Source organism: Mycobacteriales bacterium, assembly GCA_035995165.1.
Classification (GTDB): Bacteria; Actinomycetota; Actinomycetes; order Mycobacteriales; family CADCTP01; genus CADCTP01.
Map to the genome: position 1 here is coordinate 87,189 of DASYKU010000027.1, position 15,162 is coordinate 102,350.

Below are 15,162 nucleotides of genomic sequence, written 5' to 3' on the forward strand. Positions count from 1 at the left end.
GGGTCCTGACCCCACCATGTTCTACAGGTGAACGCCAGATCGTCAAGGGCTCGTAGTACGTTGGGAGCATGTCGACCGCCCCGATCCTGTCGCGACGGGACGCGGCCGGGGCCGAGAGCGCCCGCGGCCTGCTGCTGACGCTGCTGGGCGAGTTCGTCCTGCCGTCCGGCGGCTCGGCCTGGACCTCGGCGGTCATCGACGCGCTGGGCCGGCTCGGGGTCGAGCAGAAGGCCACCCGGCAGGCGCTCATGCGCACCGCCGGCGCCGGCTGGCTCACCTCCGAGCGCGTCGGCCGGCGCACCAGCTGGCGGCTCACCCCGGCCGCCGAGCGGCTGCTCACCGAGGGCACCGAGCGCATCTACGGCTTCACCCCCGGGCTGGCCGACTGGGACGGCCGCTGGCTGCTGGTGCTGGCCCGGGCCCCGGAGACCGACCGCCCGCTGCGGCACCTGCTCAAGACCCGGCTGACCTGGGCCGGGCTCGGCAGCCCGGCGCCGGGCGTCTGGGTCAGCACCCGGGTCGACCGGGTCGGCGAGGTGGAGAAGGTGCTCGGCGAGGCCGGCGTGCTGGAGGGTGCGCACGTGTTCGTCGCCGAGCACACCGGCCACGGCGACCTCGCCGCGATGGTCGCCCAGGCCTGGGACCTGAGCGCGGTCGAGGACGGCTACCGGCAGTTCCTGGACGACTTCGCCGCGGCCGGTGCGGCCGACCCGCTCGTCCGGCTGGTCGAGCTGGTGCACGCCTGGCGCCGGTTCCCCTCCCTGGACCCGTCGCTGCCGGACGCGCTGCTGCCCGCGCAGTGGAGCGGCACGGTCGCGGCGACGCTGTTCCGGCGCCGGCACGCCTCCTGGTCCGTCCGGGCCCGGACCGAATGGACCCGGCTCAACGAGGCGGGCGCCTGACCCGGCGCGGACCCGGGAGAATCCCGGCATGACCGATCTTGCGGCTCATGCGCGGTCCCTGCTGGCGGCGACGCTCTACCTGACGCTGGGTACGGCCGACGCGGACGGGCGGCCGTGGACCGCGCCGGTCTACTTCGCCCCGGCCGGGATCACCGAGTTCTACTGGGTCTCGGCCACCGACGCCGTGCACTCCCGGCAGCTCGCCGCGCGGCCGCAGGTGAGCCTGGTCGTCTTCGACTCGACCGTGGCGCCGTACCACGGGCGGGCCGTGTACGCGCTGGGCGAGGCGACGGAGCTGTCCGGGGCCGAGCTCGACCGCGGGCTGGCGGCCTACCCGCGCGACGACGGCCGGGGCGCGAGCGGGGTGAGCCGGGAGGACGTCAGCGGGGCGGCGCCGTACCGGCTGTACCGGGCGACGGCGGCGGAGCTGTGGGTGTTGTGCCCGCGCGATCCCGGGCACCCGTGCTCCCTCCACGGACTCTCCCAGGACCATCGCGCCGGTGTCCCGCTGCGCTGATCCGGATCCCGGCGGCGACGGCGATCGTGCGGCCGTCGACGTCGCCGCGTTCAGGTCTGCCCTCCTCGGTTGGGATCGCTCCCACGTACGCTCGGCGCGTTGATCCACCCCTTCAGGAGGACTCATGACGCAGCCCACGATCGTTCTCGTGCACGGGGCCTGGGCCGACGCCTCGAGCTGGAACGCAGTGGCGTCCGACCTGCAGGGCCGGGGCTTCACCGTCCTCGCGCCGACGAACCTGCTGCACGGGGTGGAGAGCGACGCCGCGTACGTCGCCTCGTTCCTGGCCCAGCGGACGAGCGGGCCGGTCGTGCTCGTCGGCCACTCGTACGGCGGGTTCGTCATCACCAACGCCGGCACCGGCGGCGGCGACGTGACGGCGCTCGTCTACGTCGACGCGTTCATCCCGGAGGAGGGCGAGACCGTCTTCCAGCTGCTGGGCGGGTCCGGGTCCGCGTTCGACATCCCCGACCCGACGGCGGTCTTCGACATCGCGGGCTTCCCCGGGGCGGCCGAGGGCGACGCCGAGGCCTTCCTCAAGCCCGACACGGTGCACAACTCCTTCGCCCAGGACCTGCCGGCGGCCGACCGCTGGCTGATCGCGGCCGGGCAGCGGCCGCCCGCACTGAGTGCCAACACGACCCCGTCGAAGGTCGCGGCCTGGAAGACGCTGCCGAGCTGGGCAGTCGTCGGCACCGAGGACCGCGTCATCCCGCCGGCCCTGCAGCGCCGGATGGCCGAGCGCGCGGGCGCCACGATCACCGAGGTGGCCGGCTCGCACGTCTCGATGGTGTCCCACCCCCAGACCACCATCGACGCCATCCTCGCCGCGGTCGCCGCCACGACCGACTAGGCGTCGAGGACCGCGCGGAGGGTCCGGGCGAACTCCTCCGGCTTGCCGGCGTAGCCGGACCCGCCGCCCACGAAGCCGCCGTGGTGGCTCGGGAAGACCGTCGCCGTCTGCCCGAGCCGCTCCGCCGTCGCCACCGTCGCACGGCCGGTGAAAGCGTCCCCGGACTCCTCGGCGACCGCGATCACGACCCGCGTCGGCGCCGCCGCGAGCGCGTCGAAGTCGGGCCGGTAGCTGCTGACCGCCCACGACCGGTCCGACAGCAGCGGGTCGCCCCGGGAGCCGTCATCGTCCGACGGCATCCCGAAGGCGGCCGGATCCGGCGCGGGCTGCGCGAAGTAGTCGTCGGTGTACTCCCCCGGCCAGGAGGACATCACGATGAACGCGGCCATCCCGGCGTGCGACCCGTTGGCCTCGTAGACGTCGCGGACGCCGGCCCGGGCCCGCGCCGCGGCCTCGGCGTCCGGCAGCACCGGGATCAGCGGCGGCTCGTGCGCGACCAGCGTGGTCACGTCGCCGGGGTGCGCCGCCACCAGCGCCAGCGCCGTCACCGCGCCGCCGCTGCTGGCGAACATCTCGACCGGGCCGGCGTCCAGCGCCTCGATCAGCGCGTGCACGTCCTCGGCCTGGACCGCGGGGTCGTGGTCGGTCCGGCCGTCCTTGCGGGTGCTGCGCCCGAGCCCGCGGGGGTCGTACGTGACCACGGTGCGGTCCGGGAAGAGCCCGGCCAGCGTGCTGAACCCGTCGGCCGCCATCGGCTGGCCGACCATGAACAACAGCGGCCGCCCGTCCGCCGGTCCGTGCAGGTCGTAGGCGAGATCGACCTCGTCGGTCGCGAGGATGTGCGTCGTCATGGCAGCCGGACCCTCCGAGTCGGGAACTCGCCGGAGGCTACTTCACCGGCTCCCGGAAACGCTCCGCGCGCACGAGGGGGCCGCGACGACGAGCCCCCTGGTCGAGACGACGTTCTACGTCCCCCGCTCCGCCACGGTCTGGTCGCCCGCCCCGCCTCGGTACGCACCTCCGCCGGGGTTCGGAGTCGCGGCTGACGCTGGTCTCCGCACCCGCCGGCTTCGGCCGGACGACGCTGCCGGCCGAGCGGGTGAGCGGTCGCCCGGTGGCCTGGCTGTCCCTCGACGAGGGCGACAGCCGGAGCACCAGACCGCACATCACCACACGTGGTGATGTGCGCTCACCACATCCGTTCCTACCGTCCGCCCCATGAGCGACACGGCCCGGTACGAGATCCGCGTGGCGGGACACCTCGCCCCCCGCTGGGCCGCCCGCCTCGACGGCATGACCCTCACCCGGCGCGCCGACGGCACCACCGTATCGACGGGCCGGTCGCCGACCAGGCCGCGCTGCACGGGCTGCTGCGGACCGTCCGCGACATCGGTGTCCCGCTGCTGTCGGTCACCCTCATCCCTGGAGATCACCATGCGCACTGACCACGCCCGGACGACCGCCTTCGTGGCGGGCACCCTCTACCTCGTCACCTTCGTCAGCTCGATCCCGGCCGCGCTCTACCTCCTCACGCCGGTGCTCGACGACCCCGGCTACATCCTCGGCGCCGGCAGCGACACCCGGGTGCTCTGGGGCTGCCTGCTCGACGTGGTCAACGCCTTCGCCGGCATCGGCACGGCGGTCGCCCTGTTCCCGGTGATGAAGAAGTACGGCGAGAGCGCCGCGCTCGGCTTCGTCACCTCCCGGACGATCGAGGCCGCGGTCGTCATGATCGGCGTCGTCAGCCTGCTCGGCATCGTGACGCTCAAGCAGAACGGGGCCGGGGCGGACCCGGACACGATGGTGGCCACCGGCCGTTCGCTCGTCGCCGTCCGCGACTGGACGCTGCTGCTCGGCCCCGGCCTCATGCCGGCGTTCAGCGCACTGCTGCTGGGCTCGCTGATGTACCGCTCCCGGCTCGTGCCGCGGATCATCCCGATGATGGGCCTCGTCGGCGGTCCCCTGCTGATGGCCTCCGTCGTCGGGACGCTGTTCGGGCACGTCGGCCAGTTCTCCTCCGTCGGCAGCCTGCTCGCCCTCCCGGTCGCGGCCTGGGAGCTGTCCCTCGGCATCTATCTGGTCGTGAAGGGCTTCAAGCCGGTCGCCGCCGCGTCCCGGGAGCCCGTCCTCGTCGCCTGACCTCGGTCCCGGACGGCCCACCGCACGACGCGGTGGGCCGTTCGGCGTGGGCCGCATCGGGCGGTCCGTGGGTGGTACGGAGGTGGGGGTTCCGTGCTGGGCACGGATGCCCGGGACCGGTGCCGCGCAGCAGGCTCGGCCGGGCCGGTTCGACGGGGACCGGCAGCGACGAGCGGAGACACGAGTGACCACCACCGAGATCCCGGCGATCGACCACGCGAAGCTGGAGGCGTTCGTCGGACAGGCGGTCGTCGACATGGGCGCCGCCATCTCCGGGCTGCTGCTGCACCTCGGCGACCGGCTCGGCCTGTACAAGGCGATGGCCGGCGCCGGTCCGATCACCTCCGCCGACCTGGCGGCCCGCACCGGCACCACCGAGCGGTACGTCCGCGAGTGGCTCGGCAACCAGACCGCCGGCGGCTACGTCGTGCACGACCCGGCCGAGGACACGTACGAGCTGCCGGCCGAGCAGGCGATGGTGGTCGCGAACGAGGAGAGCCCGGTCTTCCTCGGCGGCGCCTTCGAGGCCATCGCCTCCTGCTACTCCGACCACGAGGTGTTCGCGGAGGCGTTCCGCACCGGGGCCGGGGTGAGCTGGCGCGACCACGACCACCGCCTGTTCTCCGGTGTGCTGCGGCTGTTCCGGCCCGGGTACGCCGCCCACCTCGTCCCGGAGTGGCTGCCGGCCCTCGACGGGGTGGTGGAGAAGCTGCGGGCGGGCGCGAGCGTGGCCGACGTCGGCTGCGGGCTCGGCGCCTCCACGATCATCCTGGCCCAGGCCTTCGAGCGGTCGACGTTCGCGGGCTTCGACGTCCACCAGGAGTCGATCGACGCCGCCCGGACGGCCGCGGCGGAGGCGGGCGTGGCGCAGCGGGCGAGGTTCGACGTCGCCGCCGCGAAGGATCTTCCCGGCCAGGGCTACGACCTGGTCTGCCTGTTCGACGCGCTGCACGACATGGGTGACCCGGTCGGCGCCGCCCGCCGCATCCGGCAGGCGATGGCCCCCGACGGCACACTGCTGCTGGTCGAGCCGTACGCCGGGGACACCCTGGAGGAGAACGCGAACCCGGTGGGCCGCGCGTACTACGGCCTGTCCACCGTCATCTGCACGCCCGGCTCGCTGGCGCAGGAGGTCGGGCTCGGACTCGGCGCCCAGGCCGGGCAACGGCGGCTGACCGCCGTGCTGCGGGAGGCCGGCTTCACACACGTACGGCGGGCGACCGAGACCCCGTTCAACCTCATCCTGGAGGCCAGGCCGTAGCCGTGGCCCCCATCGCCGCCAGTGCGGCCTCGCCCCGCTGCCGATCCGCGCCACCGAGCCGGACGAGCGTCCGGGCCCACTGGTAGCGGCAGCCGGCGGCCTGCAGGGCGGTGGCCGCGGCGGTCAGCCCGGCCCGGTCACCGTCCTTTGTGGACAGCAGCGCGGCCGCCCGGTCGACCAGGGGGGCGGCGACCGGGTTGCCGGCCGTCGCCACCCGCGCCCGCCGGACCCGGTCGGCCGCGTCCGCGGCCCCGCTGAGCACGGCGGCCTCGGCCCACAGTGCCGCGTACCACTGCCGCCACATGCCGTCGTACCAGTGCGTGAACTGCTCCGGCGGCGTGACCATCAGCTCGAACGCCTGCTCGGGCCGGCCCCGGTGCAGCAGCAGCATCGCGTCGAACATCTCGCCGAAGTGCATCTCCGGCAGCGAGCGCCCGGGCGAGAGCAGCGCGTCGACGACCGCCAGCCAGTCGGCCCGGGCGTCGTCGTCGCCGCGCAGCCCGTGCATCGTCGCCGCCGCGTACGCGGCCCGGCTCAGGTTGCCCGCGCGGGGCCGGCCGGCCCGCTCCCAGCCCTCCCGGAAGCGCTCGGCCAGGCCGGCCGCCTCCGGCCAGTCACCGGCCAGCACGGTGACGACCAGCAGCCGGGCGACGGCCAGGTGGCCCTCCTCGCGGTGGAACGGCAGGTCCCGCAGCCGTTCGGCCAGGCTGCGGGCGACCGGGAGGTCGCCGGCGGCGACCGCGCAGTCCGACGCCATGAGCAACGCGTCGAAGAGCTCGAGCGCGGTCGTGGCCGTCACCGGCACCGTCGCCAGCAGCTGCGTACGCCGCAGCGCGCTGGCCGCCGCGGCCCGGATCTCGCTGCGGGACAGCTGGGCCGCGGTCAGCTGGTCGAGCGCCGCACTCTCGATCAGGGGGTCGCCGACGCGGCGGACCTGGGTGAGCGCGCTCTCGATGATCTCCAGGGCGTCCGGGTCGGACTCGTCGGCGTCGAACGCCTCGGCGACGAGCAGCCGCGCCTCCGCGACCGGGTCCCCGCCGGCCAGCGCCCAGCCCTGCTTGATCAGCGCGGTCGCGGCCCCGGCCGGCGGCTGGGTCGCCATCAGCCCGGGGCCGCGGTTCATCAGCTCGGCGTTGCGGGCCAGGTCGCCGGCCGCCGCGGCGCGATCGCCGGCCCGTACCGCCGCGTCGGCCGCACGTTGCCGCAGCGCCAGCGCCTCGATCCCGACGTGCCGCGACTCGGCCGCGCCGGCGGCCCCGCGCCAGGCGTCGGCCGCGGACCGGTCGTCGGGGGCGAGCCCGGCCGCCTGCTCGTACCGGCGCTGCGACTCGCCGGGCAGGCCGCGCAGGAAGGTCAGCTCGGCCAGCCCGATCGCCAGCTCGTACGCCTCCGCGCGGTGCCGCGGCTCCCCCGCCGCCCAGGCCAGCGCGGCCCGCAGCTCGCCGGCGACGTCGTCGAAGGCGGTCCGCCAGGCCGCCGAGGTCGCCCGGTCCAGCGTCGCGCTCCGGTCGAGGGCGCCGCTGCGGTCCAGGCACCAGCGCAGGTGGCGGAACCGGGCGTCGTCGGCCTCGCCGGCCTCGTCGAGCCGATCCGTGCCGTACTGGCGGATGGTCTCCAGCGCCCGGTAGCGGGTGCCGCCGGCGCCGACGGTGGCGACCAGCAGGCTCTGGTCGGCGAGCCCGGCCAGGACGGTGGGGAGATGGCCGGCGGGCGGCAGGTCGGCCAGCACCGCCGCCGCCGCGGTCGACGTGAACGGGTCCGCGAACACCGAGACCCGGCGCAGCACGGCCCGATCGGCCTCGGCCAGCAGGGCATGGCTCCAGTCCAGCGTCGAGCGCAGCGACCGGTGCCGGTCGTCGATGCGCCGCCCGCCGGTCAGCAGCCGCAACCGGTCGGCCAGCCCGCTCTCCAGCCCGTCCAGCCCGAGCGACGGACACCGGGCGGCGGCCAGCTCGATCGCCAGCGCCATCCCGTCCAGGTCCCGGCAGATGGCGGCGACGCGACGGGTGTCCTCCGGCCGCACCGGGCTGCCGCCGGCCGCGGCCCGGGCGGCGAACAGCTCGACCGCGTCGCCGCCGGCCGCGTCCACCGACAGCCCGGGCACCGCGAAGACCCGCTCGAACGGGACCAGCAGCCGGGCCCGGCTGGTGGCGAGCACGACGAGCCGGGGCGCGGCGGCCAGCAGCCGCTCCAGCAGCACGACCACGCCGTCCAGCAGGTGCTCGCAGTTGTCCAGCACCAGCAGCGCCTCCCGGCCGGCCAGCCAGCTCGCGACGTCGTCCGCCGGGGAGCTGCCCGCGTGCTCGCCGAGACCGAGCGCGTCGGCGAGTGCCGGAGCGATCATCGCCCGATCGGTCACCGGGACGAGGTCGACATACCAGACCCCGTCGGCGAACCGGTCGCCGAGATCCGCGGCGACGCTGAGCGCGAGCCGGGTCTTGCCGACCCCGCCGGGCCCGACTGCGGTCACCAGCCGGTGCTCACCCAGCGCCGCGGACAGCGCCACCCGCTCGGCCGCGCGCCCGACGAACGGGGTCAGCGGCGACGGCAGGACGGCGGCGGCGGTCCTCGGACCGGTTCCTGCTCCGGCGGCAGCGGCCAGCGCGCGCCGGTCGGCCACCTCGAGCTTGCGCAGCAAGGAGGACACGTGGCTCTCGACCGTACGGACGGAGATGAACAGCCGGGCGCCGATCTCGGCGTTCGTCAGGTGCTCGCCCAGCGCGGTCAGGACCTCGGCCTCGCGGACGGAGATCCCGACCTCGCGAGGTCCTCCCGACGTGGCCATGCCCAGAGTCTGCCGCAGCGTGGGAGTCGCGAGCATCACCCACGAGCACGCGGATCCCGGTCGCGCCCCGACCCGCCCGCACCGCGGTCGAGGCGGATGCGGACGGCGGTGGCGGCGCAGAGGATCACGGCGAGGCCGCCGAGGACGGTGGGCCAGGTGACGCGCTCGTGCAGGAGGAGCGCGGCCCACAGGATGCTGAGCACGGGCTGGATCAGCTGGACCTGGCTGACCTGGGCCATCGGCCCGATGGCCAGCCCGCGGTACCAGGCGAAGAAGCCCAGGAACATGCTCACCACGGCCAGGTACGCGAACGCCGCCCACTCCGGCGGCGTCGCGGCCGGCGGCTGCCGGATCGCCGAGACGACGCTCAGCGTGATCATGACCGGTGCGGCGAGCACCAGCGCCCACGACACCGTCTGCCAGGAGCCGAGCTCGCGGGAGAGCAGCCCTCCTTCGGCGTAACCGACCGCCGCGGCGGCGACCGCGCCGAACAGCAGCAGGTCGGCCCAGTGCAGCCGCCCGAACCCGCCACCCTGCAACGACGCGAACCCGAGGGCGACGGCGGCGCCGACCACCGCCATCACCCAGAACGACCGCGGCGGATGTTCCCTGCCGCGCAGGACGGCCATGGCCGCGGTCGCGGCCGGCAGCAGCGCGATCACGACGGCGCCGTGCGAGGCCGGGGTGGTGCTCAGCGCGTACGAGGTCAGCAGCGGGAACCCGGCGACGACACCGCCGGCGATGACGGCCAGCCGTCCCCACTGGGCGCCGGCCGGCCGGCGCTGACCGGTCAACCCGAGCGCCAGGGCGGCCAGCACGGCGGCGACGACCGCGCGACCGGAGCCGATGAACAGCGGCGAGAGGCCGCCGACGGCGACGCGGGTCAGCGGGACGGTGAACGAGAACGCCGCCGTCCCGAGCAACCCCCACTGCAGGCCCTCCCGGGACGGCGATAGCAGTGGCTCGGTCCGGTGGATAACGCTACTGTCACCTGACATGTCTGACGATAGCACCGGCCGCATCGTCGCCGGCCTCCGCGCCTGGATCGCGCAGGCGGCGCCGGGTGCCCGGGTGCCGTCGAACCGCGCCCTCATGGCCGAGTACCGGGCCAGCCCGATCACGGTGCAGAAGGCCATGCGCGAACTCGGGTCGGCCGGCCTGATCGAGAGCCGGCCGGGGGTGGGGACGTTCGTTCGCGCCGTCCGCACCGCCGGCCCGGTCGACTACAGCTGGCAGACCGGCGCGCTGAGCTCGCCGCCGGCTCGGCTGCCGACCCTGTCGGCGCCGCTGCGCGACGGCGCACCCGACACGATCGGCCTGCACTCGGGTTACCCGGACCGCGAGCTCCTCCCGGAAGGGCTCGTCCGGGCCGCACTGGCCCGGGCCGCGCGGACCGACGCGGTGGGAACCCGGTCCGCCGCCGCGGGGCTGCCCGAGCTGCGGGCCTGGTTCGCGCACGAGCTCGCCGGCGACCACCCGCCCGCGGCGCGGGACGTCATCGTCCTGCCCGGCAGCCAGAGCGGCCTGAGCTCGATCTTCCGCGCCCTGGTCGGTGCCGGGCGGCCGCTGCTGCTGGAGTCCCCGACGTACTGGGGCGCCATCCTCGCCGCGGCCCAGGCCGGGGTCCAGGTCGTCCCGGTGCCCAGCGGAACCGGCGGACCGGACCCGGACGACCTCGCGCACGCGTTCGCCCGGACCGGGGCGCGCGCCTTCTACGCCCAGCCCACCTACGCCAACCCCACCGGCGCCCAGTGGTCGCCGGCGCAGGCGGAGCGGATCCTCGGCACCGTCCGCGACCACGACGCCTTCCTCGTCGAGGACGACTGGGCCCACGACTTCGGCATCGACTCCACCGCCCGCCCCGTCGCCGCCCGCGACGAGGCCGGGCACGTCGTCTACCTGCGGTCGCTGACCAAGAGCGTGTCGCCGGCCCTGCGCGTCGCCGCCGTCGTCGCGCGCGGGCCGGCCCGCGACCGCATCCTCGCCGACCACGGGGCCGACTCCCTCTACGTCAGCGGCGTGCTCCAGGCCGCGGCCCTCGACGTCGTCACCCGGCCCGGCTGGCGCACGTACCGGCGCACCCTCCGGCACCACCTGCGGACCCGGCGCGACCTGCTCGTCCGGAGCCTGGCCGAGCACGTCCCGCAGGCCCACCTCGAGCACGTCCCACCGGGCGGCCTGCACCTGTGGGCGCGGCTGCCCGACGGCGTCGACGTCGACCGGCTCACCCGCGACTGCGAGGCCGACGGCGTGCTCATCGCGCCCGGGACCGAATGGTTCCCGGCCGAACCGGTCGGGCCGTACGTCCGGCTCAACTACTGCGGCCCGAACCCCGACCGCTTCCCCGACGCCGCCCGCATCCTCGGCCGCGCCCTCACCACCCAGACCGGCTGACCCGACCCACCGGGAGGCTGATGAGATACGGCGATGGAATCAGGACGTGGCCGGGTGGCGGTCGTGACCGGCGCCCGGCAGGGCCTCGGCCGGGTGGTCGCGCAGCACCTCGCCGGCCAGGGGTACGCGCTGGCCCTGCTCGACATCGCCGCCCCGGCCGAGACCGAGGAGTCGGTGCGGGGCGTCCCCGTTCTCTCGGTCGAGGTCGACGTGGCCGACGAGGCCGGCGTACGGGCGGCCGCCGACCGGGTCACCGACCGCCTCGGCCCGGCCGACGTGCTGGTGAACAACGCCGGGATCAGCCTCATCGCCCCGGCCGAGGCGACCTCGGCCGAGCAGTGGCGGCGGGTGCTCGAGGTCAACCTGACCGGGCCGTTCCTGCTCTGCCAGGCCTTCGGCCGCGGCATGCTCGACCGGCGTACCGGGTCGATCGTCAACATCGCCTCGATCGCCGGCCTGCGCGGGATCGCCGACCGGGCCGCCTACAACGCCTCCAAGCACGGGCTGGTCGGGCTCACCCGGACCCTCGCCGTCGAATGGGGCGGCCGCGGCGTCCGGGTCAACGCCGTGTGCCCGGGCTGGATCAAGACCGAGATGGATGTCGCCGACCAGGGCGCCGGCGCCTACACCGACGACGACATCGTCGAGCACGTCCCGATGGGCCGCTTCGCCCGGCCCGAGGACGTCGCGCAGGCCGTCGCGTTCCTCGCCGACGACACCGCGAGCGGGTTCGTCAACGGTCAGGAGCTCGGCGTCGACGGCGGCTGGCACGCCGACGGCAGCTGGCGGCAACTCCGCCTGTCGAAGCGGTAGCCGGCGCTTCCGCTGGTCCGGCCGGAGCACCGTCCACACGCGACAGCCGCAGGACGGCTCCCAGCACCCGTACCGTCGGGACGTAGCCGAGTTGGCGGGAGCCCTGGCTGACCGGGTTGTCGCCCTCGACGACGAGGGAGCCGGGCGGCACCGTGCGGCCGGCGGTCGCCGCCCAGTCCGGCGCCGGATCGCCGGCGACGGCGGTGACGCGCTTGATGCGCCAGCCCGGGTCGGCCGCGAGCCGCTGCGATCCGACGTCGAACACGACGACGTCGCCGACGCGGTAGCGCGCGCGGCGGACCGCGTACACCCGGTCGCCGTCGTCGAAGGTCGGCGTCATGCTCGATCCTCGTACGGTGGCGGCGACGACCCGACGGCGTACGGCGACGGCGACGGCGACGGCGGCTGCGGCTGCGGCTGCGGCTGCGAGGAACGCCGGCGCGCCGATCGACGAGCTCACCGGGACGGCGGAGGTCGACTCCGCGGACCGGCGGCTGGCGCTGCGGCTGTGCGCGGGGGATGCCGCTGGCGCTGCGCCTGGTCGCCGTACATCTGGCCCGGCCGCTGCGGCACCGGCCCGCCCTCGACCTGCTGACCGCGGCCGACGACCCCCGCGCCGGCGTACGGGAGCTGCTGTCGTGGTCGGCCCGGGTCCTCGATCCGGACGCGGACCGGCTGCTGTGCATGCTGGGGCTTCTTCCGGTGGCCGACCCGGACGTGACCGTGGCCGCCGCGGCGTGCGGCTGGGAACTCCCGCGCACCCGCGACGTCTTCGAGCGGCTCGCCGACGTGAACATGGTCCAGTACCGCGGCCCCGGCCGGTACGGGATGCACGAGCTCGTCCGCGAGTACGCCCGGGAGCGCGCGGCCGGACTCCCCGACGCGGCCGGACTCCCCGACGCGGCCGGACTCCTCGACGCGGAGCGGGCAGCTGCCTGCGACCGGGTGGAGACGCTGTTCCTCGCCGCGGCGCTGGAGGCGTCCCGCCGGCTGGGGATGGCGACCGACCTCGCCGAACGGGACCGCGTCGCCGTACCGGACGCGCTGACCGGCCTGGTCGCGCCGGACGTGCAGGGCTGGCTGCGCGACCACCGCGGGTCCGTCGCCGCGGTCGCCCGGCAGGCCCAGGACCGGGGTGCGCACGCCGCCGTCCGGCGACTGTCCGACGCCTGGTGGCGCCACCTCTACAAGGACATGCGCGACGCCGAGGCGCGGGACCTGCACAGCATCGCGCTGGTGTCGGCGGAGTCGGCGGGCGACCGGCTCGCCCGGTGCCGGGCGCTGCGGCACCTGGGTGTGCTCGACACCCGCGCCGGGCGCGGCGACGACGCCCGGCACCGGTTCGACGAGGCCGCGCGGGAGGCGCACGAGCTCGGCGAGCCGGCGGAGGAGGCGGAGGCGACCGGGCTGCTCGCCTCCATGCACGCCGCCCTCGCCGAGTACGGCCCGGCGATCGCCTGGCTGCACCGCACCCTGGAGCTCACCGACCAGGTTCCGGACTCCGCCAGCCGGGCCAGCCTGCTCAACAATCTGGGCATGCTCTACCGCAAGATCGGCGACCTCGACCGCGCCTCCACCGTCCTGGACGAGGCGCTGCACGAGGCCGTCGCCACGTCCGACACCGATGTGGAGAGTGCCGCCCACAACAACCTCGGCAGCCTGGAACGGGAGCGCGGCGACCTGACCGCCGCCCACGCCCATCTGCGGGCAGCGCTGGACGCCGCCCGGCGCGCCTGCAACCTCGAGGGCGAGGCGGTCGTGCTCACGAAGCTCGCGGACGTGGCCGGGGCGCGCGGGGACGTCGAGGCGGCGAAGGCGTACCTCGACGCCGCGGCCCTGATCAGCGCGGAGTCGGGTACCCCGCACCTGCGCAACCTGGTGTGGAACGCGCGCGGCGAGTGGGCGCTGACCGTGCACGACCTCGCCGCTGCCGCCCGGGCCCACCAGCAGGTTCTGCTCCCCGCCGCCGACGCCCGGGACATGCCCGAACTGGCCCGGGCGTACGCCGGCCTGGGGCAGGTGGCGCGGGTGGAGGGACGCACCAGCCAGGCCCGGGACTACCTCCGCCGGGCCGCCGAGGAGTACCGGCGCCTGGGCTCCCCGCACGCCTCCGCCATAGAGGCCCAACTGCGCGCCCTCCGGACCCGCCGTGGACAGTCGTCATCCAGCTGACGGGGGGCACCGTCCGGGTCGCGTAGTGGCACGCTGTGGATCCACGCCCGCCTTGGCTGACGATGGCGTCCAGGCGGCCATCGCGGTGGCGGGCAGCTCGTGACTTCGGCTGTGATCAGCGCCGGATGTCGGGGCCGTTGTGGCCGAGGGCTGCTTGGATCTGGTCGAGCCACTGGATGCGCAGTTGGCGCCCGTTGGGGAGTTGGTCGTCTCGATCCCAGCGCCACGTCGTGGCTATCGCGAGCGTCAGGATCCGGCACCGGCGGAGCAGGTCCGGATCAGCCGCTGGATAGTGCTCGCTGACCTGTTCCGGCGCATGGGCGAGGTCGAACTCGACCGGTCCGCGACAGCAGGTCTCCAGGTCGATGAACAGCCGCCCTTTCCTCGTCGTGAGCACGTTGCCCGGATGCGGCTCACCGTGCAGCAGCTGCTCATCGGCGCCGCGGTCGCCGATCGCGCGGCTCAGGCCCGTCAGCGTGTCGCGCAGCAGTCCGCGCTCCGCCGCACCGAGCTCCGGGGTGCGCGCGCGGTTGCCGACCAGCGACTGCGCCTGCGCGACCCGATCGGTGAAGTGCGGCGTGGGAACGTCGATCTGCCGCATGCCGGCATGCAGCCGCACGAGCGCCCGCGCGTACTCAGCGGGCGCGAGCTCGGGTGCTGGCAGCGGCTCGTAGTACTTCCACAGCGTGACCGCGAAGCCATCACGTGCGTACACGCGGGGCTCGACCCGAGGCTCCAGCTCGGCCACCGGGCTGTCGGTCTCGGCGAGTCGCTGAGCGACCTCGACTTCGAACTCGGCCCCTTCCTGTTGCGCGACGTGCGCGACCCGCGCAAGAACGTCACAGGGCACCAGGCGTACGGCGATCCGATTCGAGTTGTGAAGGACAACCGCGTCATCGACCCTCAGGTCGAGCGCGGTGGCCGTGGACACGGCCGCGGCCACCGCTCGCTGGACGCCTGATTCCTCCACCGCGCCTCGTCCCATCTCCCGTGTGCGCCGACCCCAGCGGAGCGACAGCGACGATGGTGACATGCTCCGTCCTTGCCTGACGATGGGAATTCCACTCGTCCGGACAGGCGGTGCGGCAAGGGGTCTTGGGACGATGCGGTACCTGATCTCGTTCGACGACGGCACGACATACCAGTCTTGCCGATACGGAACAGGCCGCCGACGATCAGGGGATTCCGACGACCTTGCCGGGGTTGAACAGGTTCAGCGGGTCCAGGGTCTGCTTCACCGCCTGCTGCATGGCCAGCACCTCCGGCGAGAGTTCCAGGCGCATGCCGCCGCGCTTGAGCAGGCCGACCCCGTGCTCGCCGGTGATC

13 protein-coding genes are annotated in these 15,162 nt (G+C 74.9%); 8 read left to right on the forward strand and 5 right to left on the reverse strand.

Features of this window, described 5'->3' with window-relative positions:
- Positions 1–68: 68 nt before the first annotated feature.
- The 3 genes from VGP36_05155 to VGP36_05165 all read left to right on the forward strand — a co-directional run bounded on the left by VGP36_05155 (position 69) and on the right by VGP36_05165 (position 2,272).
- Positions 69–902 (forward strand): PaaX family transcriptional regulator C-terminal domain-containing protein, encoded by an 834-nt coding sequence (locus tag VGP36_05155; protein HEV7654117.1) that lies wholly within the window; start codon positions 69–71, stop codon positions 900–902.
- 28 nt (positions 903–930) lie between these two features.
- The gene (locus VGP36_05160) at positions 931–1,419 is read left to right on the forward strand and encodes a pyridoxamine 5'-phosphate oxidase family protein (protein HEV7654118.1); all 489 of its coding nucleotides are present in this window, start codon (positions 931–933) and stop codon (positions 1,417–1,419) included.
- Between the two features lie 124 nt (positions 1,420–1,543).
- On the forward strand, positions 1,544–2,272 hold the full coding sequence (locus VGP36_05165; GenBank protein HEV7654119.1) for an alpha/beta hydrolase: 729 nt from the start codon (positions 1,544–1,546) through the stop codon (positions 2,270–2,272).
- Here the strand turns inward: VGP36_05165 and VGP36_05170 are convergent.
- Positions 2,269–3,123: an alpha/beta hydrolase gene (locus tag VGP36_05170; protein HEV7654120.1), complete on the reverse strand. Its 855-nt coding sequence runs from the start codon at positions 3,121–3,123 to the stop codon at positions 2,269–2,271. The two genes, VGP36_05165 and VGP36_05170, sit on opposite strands and share 4 nt — an antisense overlap.
- Before the next feature lie 583 nt (positions 3,124–3,706).
- Between VGP36_05170 and VGP36_05175 the strand changes: the two genes are divergently transcribed.
- Both VGP36_05175 and VGP36_05180 read left to right on the forward strand, forming a co-directional pair.
- Positions 3,707–4,411, forward strand: coding sequence for a DUF4386 domain-containing protein (locus VGP36_05175; protein HEV7654121.1), 705 nt, complete (start codon positions 3,707–3,709; stop codon positions 4,409–4,411).
- Positions 4,412–4,595: 184 nt separating this feature from the next.
- Complete coding sequence (locus tag VGP36_05180; GenBank protein ID HEV7654122.1) at positions 4,596–5,672, forward strand: class I SAM-dependent methyltransferase; 1,077 nt, start codon at positions 4,596–4,598, stop codon at positions 5,670–5,672.
- On the opposite strand, the gene VGP36_05185 is transcribed toward VGP36_05180, so the two are convergent.
- The gene (locus VGP36_05185; GenBank protein ID HEV7654123.1) at positions 5,650–8,457 is read right to left on the reverse strand and encodes a LuxR C-terminal-related transcriptional regulator; all 2,808 of its coding nucleotides are present in this window, start codon (positions 8,455–8,457) and stop codon (positions 5,650–5,652) included. The two genes, VGP36_05180 and VGP36_05185, sit on opposite strands and share 23 nt — an antisense overlap.
- Positions 8,458–8,492: 35 nt before the next feature.
- Entirely contained in the window at positions 8,493–9,455 is a 963-nt protein-coding gene (locus VGP36_05190; protein ID HEV7654124.1) for a DMT family transporter, read from the reverse strand.
- Here VGP36_05190 and VGP36_05195 point away from each other — a divergent pair.
- The 3 genes from VGP36_05195 to VGP36_05205 all read left to right on the forward strand — a co-directional run bounded on the left by VGP36_05195 (position 9,454) and on the right by VGP36_05205 (position 13,836).
- Positions 9,454–10,851 carry a PLP-dependent aminotransferase family protein gene (locus tag VGP36_05195; GenBank protein HEV7654125.1) on the forward strand — a complete coding sequence of 466 codons (1,398 nt, stop codon included), beginning with the start codon at positions 9,454–9,456 and terminating at the stop codon, positions 10,849–10,851. The two genes, VGP36_05190 and VGP36_05195, sit on opposite strands and share 2 nt — an antisense overlap.
- 33 nt (positions 10,852–10,884) lie before the next feature.
- Positions 10,885–11,664 carry an SDR family NAD(P)-dependent oxidoreductase gene (locus tag VGP36_05200; GenBank protein HEV7654126.1) on the forward strand — a complete coding sequence of 260 codons (780 nt, stop codon included), beginning with the start codon at positions 10,885–10,887 and terminating at the stop codon, positions 11,662–11,664.
- Between the two features lie 519 nt (positions 11,665–12,183).
- Positions 12,184–13,836: a tetratricopeptide repeat protein gene (locus VGP36_05205; protein HEV7654127.1), complete on the forward strand. Its 1,653-nt coding sequence runs from the start codon at positions 12,184–12,186 to the stop codon at positions 13,834–13,836.
- A gap of 115 nt (positions 13,837–13,951) precedes the next feature.
- Here VGP36_05205 and VGP36_05210 read toward each other — a convergent pair whose 3' ends face one another.
- Together VGP36_05210 and VGP36_05215 are read right to left on the reverse strand one after the other, a co-directional pair.
- Positions 13,952–14,767, reverse strand: coding sequence for an aminoglycoside phosphotransferase family protein (locus tag VGP36_05210; GenBank protein ID HEV7654128.1), 816 nt, complete (start codon positions 14,765–14,767; stop codon positions 13,952–13,954).
- Between the two features lie 244 nt (positions 14,768–15,011).
- Positions 15,012–15,162 (reverse strand): FAD-linked oxidase C-terminal domain-containing protein (locus tag VGP36_05215; protein HEV7654129.1); only part of this gene is annotated, 151 nt, incomplete at its 5' end.